This is a genomic window from Porphyromonas levii, from assembly GCF_018206105.1.
In the GTDB taxonomy this organism is placed as follows: Bacteria; Bacteroidota; Bacteroidia; order Bacteroidales; family Porphyromonadaceae; genus Porphyromonas_A; species Porphyromonas_A levii.
Window position 1 is genome coordinate 19,188 of the sequence record NZ_JADRGN010000025.1, and the last position, 13,110, is coordinate 32,297.

The 13,110-nt window shown below is 47.5% G+C and carries 11 protein-coding genes; 6 read left to right on the forward strand and 5 right to left on the reverse strand.

Annotated features, from left to right (window positions below):
* Window position 1 precedes the first annotated feature (1 nt).
* The 3 genes from IX315_RS06405 to IX315_RS06415 form a co-directional block, all read right to left on the reverse strand.
* On the reverse strand, window positions 2-835 hold the full coding sequence (locus IX315_RS06405; RefSeq protein ID WP_211635282.1) for a GLPGLI family protein: 834 nt from the start codon (window positions 833-835) through the stop codon (window positions 2-4).
* A gap of 62 nt (window positions 836-897) precedes the next feature.
* A complete protein-coding gene (locus IX315_RS06410) occupies window positions 898-1,140 on the reverse strand; it encodes a hypothetical protein (RefSeq protein WP_018358478.1) in 243 nt (80 codons plus the stop codon).
* Window positions 1,141-1,283: 143 nt separating this feature from the next.
* Window positions 1,284-2,114: a GLPGLI family protein gene (locus IX315_RS06415; protein WP_211638682.1), complete on the reverse strand. Its 831-nt coding sequence runs from the start codon at window positions 2,112-2,114 to the stop codon at window positions 1,284-1,286.
* A 198-nt stretch (window positions 2,115-2,312) separates the two neighbouring features.
* Here IX315_RS06415 and IX315_RS06420 point away from each other — a divergent pair, with 198 nt between their 5' ends.
* The gene (locus IX315_RS06420; RefSeq protein ID WP_211635287.1) at window positions 2,313-3,977 is read left to right on the forward strand and encodes an AMP-binding protein; all 1,665 of its coding nucleotides are present in this window, start codon (window positions 2,313-2,315) and stop codon (window positions 3,975-3,977) included.
* 455 nt (window positions 3,978-4,432) lie between these two features.
* Window positions 4,433-6,094, forward strand: a complete 1,662-nt coding sequence (locus tag IX315_RS06425) for an AMP-binding protein (protein ID WP_211833648.1) — start codon at window positions 4,433-4,435, stop codon at window positions 6,092-6,094.
* 85 nt (window positions 6,095-6,179) lie between these two features.
* Here IX315_RS06425 and IX315_RS06430 read toward each other — a convergent pair whose 3' ends face one another.
* The gene (locus tag IX315_RS06430) at window positions 6,180-6,944 is read right to left on the reverse strand and encodes a GIN domain-containing protein (RefSeq protein WP_083900402.1); all 765 of its coding nucleotides are present in this window, start codon (window positions 6,942-6,944) and stop codon (window positions 6,180-6,182) included.
* Window positions 6,945-7,113: 169 nt separating this feature from the next.
* On the opposite strand from IX315_RS06430, the gene IX315_RS06435 reads away from it, so the two are divergent.
* Genes IX315_RS06435 through IX315_RS06450 form a run of 4 tightly spaced genes read left to right on the forward strand, consistent with a single transcriptional unit; the run spans window position 7,114 to window position 12,124 of the window.
* The gene (locus tag IX315_RS06435) at window positions 7,114-9,666 is read left to right on the forward strand and encodes a beta-mannosidase (protein ID WP_211635290.1); all 2,553 of its coding nucleotides are present in this window, start codon (window positions 7,114-7,116) and stop codon (window positions 9,664-9,666) included.
* 1 nt (window position 9,667) lies between these two features.
* A complete protein-coding gene (locus IX315_RS06440) occupies window positions 9,668-10,411 on the forward strand; it encodes a copper homeostasis protein CutC (protein WP_018359018.1) in 744 nt (247 codons plus the stop codon).
* Window positions 10,408-11,136 carry a 2-phosphosulfolactate phosphatase gene (locus IX315_RS06445; RefSeq protein ID WP_018359019.1) on the forward strand — a complete coding sequence of 243 codons (729 nt, stop codon included), beginning with the start codon at window positions 10,408-10,410 and terminating at the stop codon, window positions 11,134-11,136. The genes IX315_RS06440 and IX315_RS06445 overlap by 4 nt, the downstream gene beginning before the upstream one ends.
* Window positions 11,137-11,140: 4 nt before the next feature.
* The gene (locus IX315_RS06450) at window positions 11,141-12,124 is read left to right on the forward strand and encodes a glucosaminidase domain-containing protein (RefSeq protein ID WP_018359020.1); all 984 of its coding nucleotides are present in this window, start codon (window positions 11,141-11,143) and stop codon (window positions 12,122-12,124) included.
* A 127-nt stretch (window positions 12,125-12,251) separates the two neighbouring features.
* On the opposite strand, the gene IX315_RS06455 is transcribed toward IX315_RS06450, so the two are convergent.
* Window positions 12,252-13,109 (reverse strand): pirin family protein, encoded by an 858-nt coding sequence (locus tag IX315_RS06455; RefSeq protein WP_342356946.1) that lies wholly within the window; start codon window positions 13,107-13,109, stop codon window positions 12,252-12,254.
* Window position 13,110 lies beyond the last annotated feature (1 nt).

A 13,110-nucleotide genomic window follows, 5' to 3' on the forward strand; every position in this document is an offset into this window, starting at 1 on the left:
CCTACTCTTTGATTTTACGGAGAGGGGTGTAGTTTATAGGATCTGTCTTAGGCAAATCCGATGTCTGCTGTCCAGCAGCAGTTGCGGCAACATACTGCGCACGATTGTCATAAAATCTTTTCATTGCCTTGAGCACATCATTTCTACTGGCTTTGAGGTAGTCTTTATCTCTGAATAATATTGGAACAGAACGCCATTCTATCCTATAGAGTTCAAAGGAGAAGTTCCTAGTACTATCCTCTGCGCGGACTACTACCCCAGGAAGACCCTTCAATAGCCAAGGACCATCCGGACGGCTTTCTTTCTCAGAGTACCATACCACCCACTTTCTTCCATAGAGGGTAGTCGTCGCTTTGGAGCAAAGACAACCGGCTATCTCCTTTTGCTCATCCACCAACTGCCACTCAGGGAGTACCTCTTCCTCCTCAGTCAGAAAACGATCCATAAAGACCCTATCCGTAATGCTACGCTTCCCAGTAGGATAATTAGTGTAAAGTACCCACCGAACATCCCCTCTAAAATCCACCTTACGAATATTCTCATTCATTTTGGTCATTATGATTTTTTTATCTTGTGGCTCATTATTAAATGCAAGCGCAAGTGAGTCAGTCAAATAATTCTCCATAGAAGAGAAGCGTTGAATCTTATCCCCAACTTGTAGCACCATCCGCGCCTTCTCCTCCTTTCCCTTGTCATTAAATGTATAAATATAGTGGTAGATGAGTTTGGAAGTATCAATTTGGCTAACTCTCTCAAACATTACTCTTTTCTGAGCATTAGTAGGAAGCCCGATAACAATCAGGAATAAGAGACCAACAACTATTTTTTTTACCATACTAAAAACAAAATGACCTTTAGTAGCGCCCGAAGACACTACTAAAGGTTTGTTATACATCATCATTCAACTATGATGTATGGCTCTCCATCCCATACGCCCTCAATATCATGTACCCCACAATGGATATCATTTAATTCACGCACAAATTCCATCCATTCATAGGGAGTCTCAAAGAACTCCATATCTGGACCCATAACACGCTTGCCACATGAAGTCTGATAGCCCGCGGACGCTAGAGCGACCCCTGTCCCAATAATTAAAAGCGCAAACGTGCCAAACACTTTTCTCTTTTTTATCTTCATAACAAAAATATGAAATTAAAAGATTAAACAAACATGCAAGTATCGAACTTGCGATGGCAATGTACAAATTTATTTTATTCTCTCAACAAGTTCATAATACAAAATAAACTCTAGTCTATTTTCACGTATTAAAAGTATCCTAACTACTCTTTGATTTTACGAAGAGGGTTGTAGTTTATAGGATCTGTCTTAGGCAAATCCGATGTCTGCTGTCCTGCAGCGGTTGCGGCAACATACTGCGCCATATTGTCATAGTACCTCTTCATCGCCTTGAGCACATCATTTCTGCTGGCTTTGAAGTAGTCCCTCACACCATACAATATAGGTGTAGAACGGTGCTCTATCTTATAGAGCTCAAAAGAGAAGTCCCCTGTGCTATCTTCAGCAAGTACGACCACTCCTGGAAGTCCTCTCAATAGCCAAGGGCCATCCGGACGACTCTCTTTCTCAGAGTACCATACCACCCACTTTCTTCCATAGAGTGTAGTCGTCGCTTTGGAGCAAAGACGACCGGCTATCTCCTTTTGCTCATCTACCAACTGCCACTCAGGGGGTACGTCTTTCTCCTCCGTCAGGAAACGATCCATAAAGACCCTATCCGTAATGCTGCGCTTCCCGATAGGATAATTAGTATAAAGAACCCACCGAACATCCCCTCTAAAATCCAGACTTCTGCGGAGCTCCATGCTTCTTTGAAGTAGTAGCTTTGTATCCTGTGGCTCATTATTAAAGGTAAGTGCTAGGGAGTCGCTCAAATAATTCTCCATAGATGAGAAGCGTTGGAGCTTATCGCCGACTTGCAGCACCATACGAGCCTTTCCCTCCCGCTCTGCTTCATTAAAACTATATATGTAATAGTAAATCAATTTGGAGGTGTCAATTTGCGTGACCACTCCGTACATCATCTTCTTCTGGGCAAACGAGGGCATCCCCCCCACCATTAGAAACAATAAACCAACAAGTAACTTTTTCATCGTACAACTATTGAGTTAGACAAGTATATAACCGAGTGTTCCCCAGTTTCTGGCGTAAGATACCAATTTATCTCCGACATGAGATAACGTTACAACAGACACAAGGTAAAACGAGACTCCATAGTCACAGTTTTATTGATAATTGACAGCAAATAGGTACATTTGTTCAATACGAACTTAATTAAATAGGACTAGCGTATGATAAAAGAGAATTTCGTAAAGATGTATGAGCAGGTATTCCGTGAAAATTGGGCATTGCCTGCGTTCACCAATTATAAGGAGGCAAAGACCTTCACCGTCGCCGACGTGGCGCAATGGAGCACCAAAGTACATCTCCTATTGGAGCATAATGGCATCCAACAGGGCGACCATGTAGCACTCGTTGGTAAAGACTGTGCAGAGTGGTGCATGATATGGATGGGCATTGCCACATACGGCGCCGTAGTGGTTCCCATCCTCCCCGACTTTCATCGCAGTGATATCATCCATATCCTCAACCATAGCCAAAGCAAACTAGTATTTGCTGGGTCTGAGCATCTAAAGATGCTCACCCGAGAGGAAATACCCAATACAGTAGGCGTATTTGGCATCGAGGACCTCAAACCTGTAGACCATCTTTGCCTCTCTCCGATAGCAAGTAACACAGATATTGAGGCTATCTTCCAAGCAAAATACCCCAATAAATTTACCCGCGACGATATCCACTTCCCCGAGGTAGATAATAAGGAACTGATGGTTATCAGCTACACCTCAGGCACTGCAGGATTTAGCAAGGGCGTGATGACAACCGCCAACAACCTGGCTGCCAATATCGTCTTTTCCCTCACCCAAGACATGCAAAGTAGGGGCGACAACCTCCTCTGCTTCCTTCCCAATGCACACTCCTATAGTTGCGCTTTCAACTTCCTACTCCCCCTTCGTGTAGGTGCCCATGTCTACATATTAGGGCAAAAGCCTACGCCTACGGTGTTGCTCAAGGCGCTCAAAGAGGTTCGTCCTCGGCTCATCCTCTCTGTTCCTCTTGTACTAGAGAAGATATATAAGAGTGTGCTCGCGCCCCAACTCAGTAGCACGAAGGTAAAGATTGCCCTCAATACCCCTATCCTTCGCCAAACGGTTCTCAAGAAATTCCGCCAGGCTCTGATCGATGCGCTGGGCGGTAATCTCCACAGCTTTATTGTAGGTGGCGCAGCGCTTAATAGTGAGATTGCGGACTTCCTATACAAGATAAAATTCCCAATAACTGTGGGATATGGCATGACCGAGTGTGCTCCTCTCGTTAGCTACTGCAAGCCCAAAGACTACACCCCTGGCACATGCGGAAAAGTGCTGCACATGATAGAGGAATTGCGCATTGCCGATGCTCAGGAGATTGAGGGCAAGCGTGTGGGTGAGATTCAGATAAAGGGCGAAAATGTATGCATAGGGTATTTCAGAGACGAAAAGGCAACCTCTGAACTATTTACCGAAGACGGCTGGATGAAGACTGGCGATCTAGGATATATCGAGAAGGACTTTGTGTACCTCCGCGGTAGGTCCAAGGCGATGCTACTCGGCCCTAATGGACAAAATATCTACCCTGAGGAGATTGAGGCAAAGATAGCTATGCTCCCATTTATGAACGAGGCCATAGTGGTCCAGCGTGAGGGGAAGAAAAATGTCGCTATCGTCACCATTGATCGGGCTGCGCTAGAGAAAGCAGGGCGCAATAACGATAAGGAAATAGAGAAAATACTGGAAGAGAATAGACAGCTCCTCAACCAGTCTATTGCCTCTTTCGCTCAAGTAGCTATGTTCGAGCTACTCGAAGGGGACTTCGAGAAAACTCCAAAACAAAGCATCAAGCGCTATCTATACAACTAAAAGGGCAAGCCATTAGAGCCAACCCTTACACTACCATAAGGGCTATGCGACACCGACTGAATTCGTTGTGCCGCATAGCCCTTTGCTTATTTGCCCTCAACCTACCCTCCCACGCCAACAAATAGAGACTGTTATACGTAGCAAACTACAGCATTCCTTTCGTGCAACAACCATGTATACGTAGTACTATCCATAACGGTTAGCACTCGTACATGTCGTGGCTCGCCCAAGGAGCAAAATTTATTCCTAGGAATAAATTTATTTTTCTCTAGGAATAAAAATATTTATCTGTACAAATAAATTTATTTATTCCTAGAGAAAAATTTGGGTAGTTTACGTCTTCACTTTATTTCCTATGGCTCAAACAATTAGCTCCGACCGAGATTCGGTTTTGGCTGTTTGCTATTTTCTTGATAAGTTTGCACATAATTTTTGAATATGTGCAATATATATCTATGATATCTGAGAATTTTGTTCAGTTCATGGGTAGTAAGTACCAAGAGCATTGGGAGCTACCCGTATTTAGTAATTACGAGGAGAAGAAAGGTTACACTTATGCTGAGATGGCTCAATGGATAGCAAAAGTACATCTGATGCTCCAGCATAACCAAATAGAGAAAGGGGATAAGATAGCATTGATTGGCAAAGACTGTGCAGAGTGGTGTATGACCTGGATGGGCATTGTCACTTACGGCGCAGTAGTTGTGCCTATTCTACCTCAGTTTCATGCCGATGATATCCAACACATCATCGCACATAGCGAAAGCAAACTCGTATTTGTCGGAGAGGAGCACGAACGTTCGCTATCGCCTGAAGCACACCCTATGGTGACTGGCGTTTTCGGAGTTAAGACACTGAAAACCGTAGAGGCATTGAGCACCAGTGCACTTGCCCAAGACACAGATGCGGAAGCTCTATTTGCTGAAAGGTATCCCAATGGATTTACCAAGGCGGATGTACAATATCCCGAGGTGAGCAATGAGGAAGTAGTGCTTATAAGCTACACATCGGGGACATCGGGATTTAGCAAAGGGGTAATGGCAACAGCGAATAACCTCATTGCCAACGTCCAATTTGGTATCGACTCCAAACTGGTTACCAGAGGCGATAAGATGCTTTGCTTCCTCCCCAATGCCCATGCCTATAGCTGTGCTTTCAACTTCTTACTACCTCAGGCAGAAGGTGCCCATGTGTATATACTAGGCTCCAAGCCTACGCCACATATCCTGAGCAAGGGGCTAAAGGACGTAAAGCCCAATTTGGTTCTCTCTGTGCCACTAATATTAGAGAAGATTTATAAGAACGTTTTGCAGCCAAAGCTCAACGACCCCAAGATTAAGCTAGCTCTTAACATCCCTATTATTAGAGGCAAGGTGAAACAACGCATCTGCCAATCTCTCATTGACGCACTTGGCGGCAATATCCAGGAGTTTATTGTAGGTGGCGCTGCCCTAAATAGCGAGGTGGAGTCTTTCCTCCTGAGCATAGGCTTTCCGGTGACCGTTGGTTACGGTATGACCGAGTGCTCACCAATAATTTCGTACTCCAACCACAGGATATTCAAACGCCAGTCCTCAGGGCATATTCTGCATAAGATAGAGGAGGTACGTATAGACAATCCTCAGAGAATAGAGGGGAAAATGGTAGGCGAGGTACAGGTGAAGGGAGAAAATGTATGCAAAGGATACTACAAGAATCCCAAGGCCACTGAGGAGCTCTTCACCGAGGACGGCTGGATGCATACGGGCGACCTTGGGTACATCGAGGGCGATTGCATCTTCCTAAAGGGGCGCTCCAAGGCAATGCTATTGGGACCCGATGGTCAGAACATCTATCCTGAGGAGATAGAGGCTAAGCTATCTATGCAACCTTTTGTAAATGATGCCATCGTAGTACAGCGCGACAAGAAAATCGTGGCGATACTCGCTATTGATAGGGATGGGCTAAGTAAGGCAGGGCATACTACCGAGGAGCAGATTCTGGAAGTTATGAACCATAATCGTAAGACAGTCAATCAAGCGATTGCAGCATTTGCTCAGATCAATGCCATAGAGCTACTTGAGGGAGAGTTTGAGAAGACTCCAAAGCAAAGTATCAAGCGCTACCTCTATAAGTAACTATAGACTCCGTATAACTAAGAAGTGGCTACACGCGATTGGTTCGATCACGTGTAGCCACTCTTTTATTGGCATAAGTCACAATTTACTGACGGATAGACGAGCCTCCCGTAGCGCTACTGTGCTCCACTTTGATGGGCTTAGCAGTAATACGACTGGCACCAGAAGCTTCGAGAGAAGCAGCCTCGATGACGGCTTCTTGGGCATCGAGCCTAGATGCGCCTGACACATCGGCCACTAGTCGTCTTACCTTCCCAGTAAGCTCCATGCCACTTGCTCCGGAGACATCCACGGATAGTTCGTTTACGGATAACACATCAACCTCAGCACGAGAAGCGCCCGATAGATCTAGAATCATCTCTTGAGCGGAGCCTTCGAAGTCCAACTTGCTTGCTCCCGAAACGTCAGCGCCAAAAATCCGCACCTGTCCTTCGATAGAGATCTTACTAGCTCCAGAAATATCAAGTGTGCGCAAAGCAAGTGGTACATTACTCTCAAGCTCAACCGCTGAAGCACCCGATGCCTCGATAGAAACAATATCTTTTACCCCCGTGATGTAGAGCTTGATTTCTATCTTTCCAGATACGAGGTTATCGAAGAGCTTCGTCTTGCGCTTCAAGACTAGTTTGCCTTTGCTGAGGGAATATTCAAATTGCTTCAAAGCCTTGGCACTACCCACCACTTCCATCATATTCCGATTGGAGGATATCACCTCCACATCTATTGCACTACTCACTTCAATAATCCTTGGCGAGCTATCAAGGTCGAAGTTTTTCTTTACATCACCAGCCGATGCACTGGCAACCCCAAGTAGCAGAGCTACTAATACCATCCATGTTCTCTTAATCATAACAATATTTACTAAGGGGAGGCGACGTTGCCTTCCAGGCGCAAGATACAAACAATTTAGTAGTTTGCAAAACAAACTACCATATTTTATGCTCCCCTCTTCTATATCGTACAATCAGCGCATTTTTATTACCTTTGTCAGTGCGGGCGGAATAGCGTTTTATTAGATAATGGCAAGGATTTTGACGATTAGGGCAAGGTGGCTTCTCGCCACGCTACTTATGATACTACCGGGAGGACTTCAGGGACAGACGAGAGTACAGGTGCTGCGCCACTTCACACTACAGATGGATGGCGACACTACGACTTACCAAGCAGAACTACCGGGAACGGTACAAGGTACACTTATAGCGGCGGGCGCACTACCACACCACTTCATTGGAAGTAATGAGGACTCCGTGCAGTGGGTAAGTGATAACAACTGGCTCTATGTAACGTCTTTCGACATCGACAGTACCGAACTCGCCCGCCATGAGCACTACCAACTAACGCTCGATGGGGTGGATACTTTTGCCGAAGTGTATATCAATGGGGCTCTGGTTGAAAGTATCGACAATTTCTTTACCAAGCACAATATCATAGTCTCTAAGCACTTAAGAGCTGGAGAGAATCGGCTAGTACTGAGGCTCCTCTCACCTACACGCAAAGCGCATGCTATGTACCTCGCCAATGGTTTTATGTACCCCGCCGATAACGACCGTACGGAAATCAAATACAGCCCTTTCGTACGTACCGCCCCCTACCACTATGGTTGGGATTGGGGACCACGGATGATATCCATGGGCGTGATGCACCCCATAACACTCTCTCCTATAGACACAGGGCAACTAGATGACCTATATATAAGGAGTACGATAGAATGGGACGAAAATGGAGAGGCAAAGCAAGCTAGGGTAACAGTGAGCGACAACACCTGCAATCCACGTGCCCTGAAACTGATAGACCCACTTGGGCGGAGGGTAGAAGAGAATGAAGATGGCTCTTTTATAGTAAGTAAACCAATGCTGTGGCAACCCAACGGCTGGGGCGAACAGCACTTGTATCAGCTGATTAGGGAAGTAGAGATAGAGGGGATTGCGGTAAACGACACCACTCATTTCGGTATTAGGGAGATCCGACTTGACCTCAGCAAGGACAGCATAGGTCAAGCCTTCTCCTTTATCGTTAATAATAGACCTTTCTATGCTAAGGGCGCCAATTACCTCCCGCACGATAGGCGATTTGGCGGAGGGGGCAGGTCGCTGGAGGATATATTCAGAGAGGATATCCTTCCTTTACACTTCAACATGCTCCGAATATGGGGAGGCGGCATCTACGAGACCGAGGAGTTTTACGCTCTTGCCGATAAGTACGGCATCCTAGTATGGCAAGACCTTCCCTTTGCTTGCACTGCCTATCCCAATGACATCGCCTTTAGGGCGTCCGTTGCTCTGGAACTTAGGAGTCAGTTTCAGCGTATCCGCAATCACCCCTCACTCGCTCTCATCTGCGGTAATAACGAGGTTCGCGAAGGGCTAAAGCACTGGGGCTGGAAGCCGAAATACGGCTATACAGATGTGCAGTATGCACAGATGCTGAGGGACTACGATGATTTCTTCAAGGGTTTTATCCCAAACGAGCTTAATGTACTCGTACCACACGTGCAGTACATAGACGGTTCTCCCCTCAGCTCCAACTGGGGCATCCCAGAGAGCTTCCGTAGTGGAGACGCCCACAATTGGCGAGTCTGGTTTGGCGGGAAGCGCTTCGAGGAGTTTGATATCAACCCCGGGCGCTTTGCTAGTGAGTATGGTTTCCAAGCTTTCCCAGAAATAAAAACGATCCAGAGTTTCGCTCCCGGATACGACCTAGACACCCTCTCCATTCACAGCCCAATACTCAAGAATAGGCAGAGATCCTTTACTGGCAATCAGCGGATTACCGACTACATGGAGCGCGACTACCCAGTGCCCACGGCTTTCTCCGATTATATCTATGTCGGTCAGCTACTTCAGGGACACGGCATAGCGTATGCCATCAGGGCTATTCGCAGAGCTTTCCCCATGAATATGGGCTCGCTCTATTGGCAACTCAACGATGTATGGCCCACCGTTAGCTGGTCGAGTGTAGACTATTGGGGCAACCACAAGGCGCTCCACTACTATGCTCGGGAGGCTTATGCACCATATATCATAGACCTTGTAGAGCGAGGGGACGAGCTGGAGCTATGGATCGCTTCAGACCATATTACTAAAAACTTAGCCCCGCTTCAAGTCTCAGTTAAGGGTTATGACTATAGGGGCAAGGAGCTGTGGGGCACCCAGCTTTCTTTCACACCCGTAGCCAGCCCGTTTAGTACCCTGGTTACGAAGCTCACCGACTCCCTCCCACAAAAGCAGATGTACCTAGAGCTGACGCTCACCAACCAGAATGGGCAACACCTTGCGCGCCAAGTCTACTACCCAGTTAAGCCTAAAGAGATGCTTCTGGAGCAGAGTACGCCAGAGGTATCTGCCCAAGCAAGTCAAGGGAGGTTGGAACTCACCATAAGGAGTCCCTATCTTATCAAGGATTTATTTATCGAAAGCCCTTGGCAAGGAGCGCAATACAGTGACAACTTCTGCGATATCCTCCCCAACCGCTCTTATACTATCGTGATTACTCATCCCGATATTACAGCTCAAACGACACTAAAGGAGCTGAAGCTCACGAGCCTCAACGACATCCTTAATAGATATAAGTAAAATGATTACAATAGAAGTTTGTATCAACTCAGTCCCCTCTGCCATAGCGGCAGAAGCAGGTGGAGCGCATAGGGTAGAGCTATGCGCAGCCTTGCCAGAAGGGGGCACGACGCCCTCTTTTGGCACAGTTAAGAAAGCCTTAGAGCTTGTCCAGATTCCAGTATTTCCTATCATCCGTCCACGTGGAGGCGACTTTATCTACTCCGAGACCGAGTTAGCCGTGATGGTTGAGGATATCAGAGCCTATCGCGACTTAGGAGCCCAGGGGTTTTCTTTTGGGGTACTGGACAAGGACGGTCGCCTCAATAAGGAGGCCAATGCTCGTCTCATAGAGGCTTGTGGAGGTAGACCCGCTACGCTGCACCGTGCTTTCGACCGCACCTGCAACCTAGAGGAAGAGCTTGAAGTAGCCATACAGCTAGGGTTCAAGCGCATCCTTACCTCGGGCGGAGAGGTATCAGCCCCCAAGGGCGTAGATAGACTAGCTCGACTTGTTCGCCTAGCCAGCGGCAGAATATCTATTATGGCAGGCGCAGGCATACGCCCCGACAATGTCCGTGAACTCGTTATGCAAACAGGGGTAAAGGAAGTCCACGGCACCTTCCAAAGCGAAGAAGCTAGCCAAATGAGCTACAAGAGTCCTGCCTTTCCTACCCACTACACAGAGACGGTAGGGGAATTCACCTCGATGATGTCAGATACTGCCAAGATTAGCTCTGTGCTCCAAAACCTCTCAGGTCTATGAATACGAAACATAAGATAGATATTGTACTCACACCCGAGCTATTGACTGCCCATAGGCAGCCAGGGACTGTAGCAGTGGTTATAGACGTACTCCGAGCCTCTGCTACTATGATTACGGCACTCCACAACGGGGCTAAAGCCATCTATCCTCTCGAGACTATCGAGGAGGCAGAGCGCATCGCAGCTGAAGGGAAAATAGTAGGTGCCGAAAGGAATGTAGTACGCTGCCCTTTTGCACAGTTCGGTAATGACCCCGCAGAATATACCAAGGACGCTATCGGAGGAGCCGAAATCTACTTCACTACCACCAATGGCACCCGAACCATCAAGGCAGCTATCAACGAAGGGTATACGACTGTCATCGGTACTTTTATCAATCTTTCCGCAGTAGCGGAGTATTGTCACGACAAAGATGTACTCGCTATCTGCGCAGGCTGGCAAGGGAGACCTTCCAAGGAAGATGCACTCTTTGCCGCTGCGCTCTGTGACCAACTCTCTGCCACGCACGAGATTGTCACCGACACCTCCCGTATGATGGTAGAGCTTTGGCAAGCGCACAGACATCAGCTCACAGACTATATCAAGGAGAGCAACCACTACCCTCGGATGGTAGCCGCAGGCAAAGAAAATGCTCTGCCTTACTGCCTCACCATTGACTCTACCCATACACTGCCAATAGCGAGCGGGGAGGGCAACACCATAAAACTTATACGTAACGACGAATAATAATATGACGAGACAATTTCTTTTGGGCTCTGCCATAGTAGTCCTCATGCTTCTCTCCAGCAGTTGTGGAACCTCCAGTAGATCCACAACTATCCAAAGCCAGCGCGTGCCAGTGGCGAGAAGTGGTAATCCCTACAATAGATATGTGGAGCGTTATGCCAATATCGCTCTAGCTAACCAGCGGGAGTATGGCATTCCCGCAAGTATCACCCTAGCCCAAGGATTGCTGGAAAGTGGTGCTGGTCTCAGTACCTTGGCCACCCAAGCCAATAACCACTTCGGCATCAAGTGCCACCGCTCTTGGCGTGGTAATCGTACTTTTCACAATGACGACCGACCCAATGAGTGCTTTCGCTCCTACGACAGAGCTGAGGATTCCTTTAGAGACCATGGTCAGTTTCTACAGCAGCCTCGCTACCAAGGGCTATTTCGGCTCGATGATAAGGACTATAAAGGCTGGGCAAGAGGGTTACAAAAAGCAGGCTATGCCACCGACCGAGGCTACGCCAATAAGCTTATCAAGATCATCGAAGACTATCGCCTGTATCTCATAGACGCTGGCAACCCTGGCAGACACTATACCTACGATAAGCCGACACCACAGCCTGCAAAGAAGAAGACCATCACGCAGCCCACTACTCCCGACAATATCCGTCAGGTATATATCAGTTCAGGACTGCACTACGTGCTTGCAGGTGAGGGCGACTCCCTGAGTAGCATAGCCAAAGAGCTAGGTCTCTCTGAACGCCGACTCACCAAATACAATGATCTTCCCGAGGGCTATCCTCTTGAGAAGGGCGATGTCATCTACCTAGAGCGCAAACTACAGCGAGCTATTCCACCTCACTTCGAGCACGTGATCCAAGTAGGAGAGTCTATTCATAGTATTGCTCAAACCTATGGTATACAATTGTCGTCTCTCTATGAGCTCAACAACCTACCTCTAGACTACTCACCAGTGGAGGGGGACATCCTAAGACTCCGATAAGTTATCGGCGAATATCGACAGATATGAAAGAGGCTACGCAAACCAACTAGTGGTATTGCGTAGCCTCTTTCACATTTCAACCTATTTACAGAACACCTCTACCCGAGAAGCGCTGTTCGATAGAGGCTTAGGCCATTGCAGCATTATCCTTGATAAAAGTACCTCTATCCATTTCGTCGAAGGCTTGTTCCAGCTCTTGGCGGGTATTCATCACTACAGGACCACCCCAAGCAATCGGCTCCCGCAAAGGCTCAGCAGCGAATAGAGCAAAGCGAGCACCCTCGGCACCAGCCTTGATACGCACAGTCTCGCACTCCTCCTTATTCTCGTTAGATGCGCTATAGAGGATGGCGCAACCCTTATGCTCCATCTGATCCAAAGCCTCATTCACAGCCATTTCACCAGAGAACAGGTAGGTGAAAAGCGTCTCATTATTGGCAGTACCATTGTACTCCCAAGTCTCGCCGGGCTTAAGTGCCACATCGAGATAAGTCACCTGGACATACTTAGGAGCGAAACCGCCCTTGGTACCCTTGTAGTTTCCAGCAATTACACGCACCACAGCATTGGGCTCCTCTACCTTTGGCACATCGCTAGCTACAATATCACCATAACTTGGTTCACTCATCTTATCTTTGCGCGGTAGATTGACCCACAGCTGACACCCCAGCATGTGTTGAGAAGCTTGCGGCATCTCTTGGTGAATAATCCCAGAGCCGGCAGACATCCATTGTACACCGCCAGCGAGGATTGAGCCTTTATTACCAAGGCTATCCCCATGATCCATTGCTCCATCAATAAGATAAGTTACCGTCTCTATGCCTCTGTGTGGATGCCAAGGGAACCCCTTGATGTAGTCCTCTGGGTTGTGCGAGTCAAAACCATCCAACATCAGGAAAGGATCAAAGGAATTAGTCGTCTTGATACCCAATACTCGGGTTAGATGCACACCTGCACCATCCATTGCCTTATGACCTCTAATTATC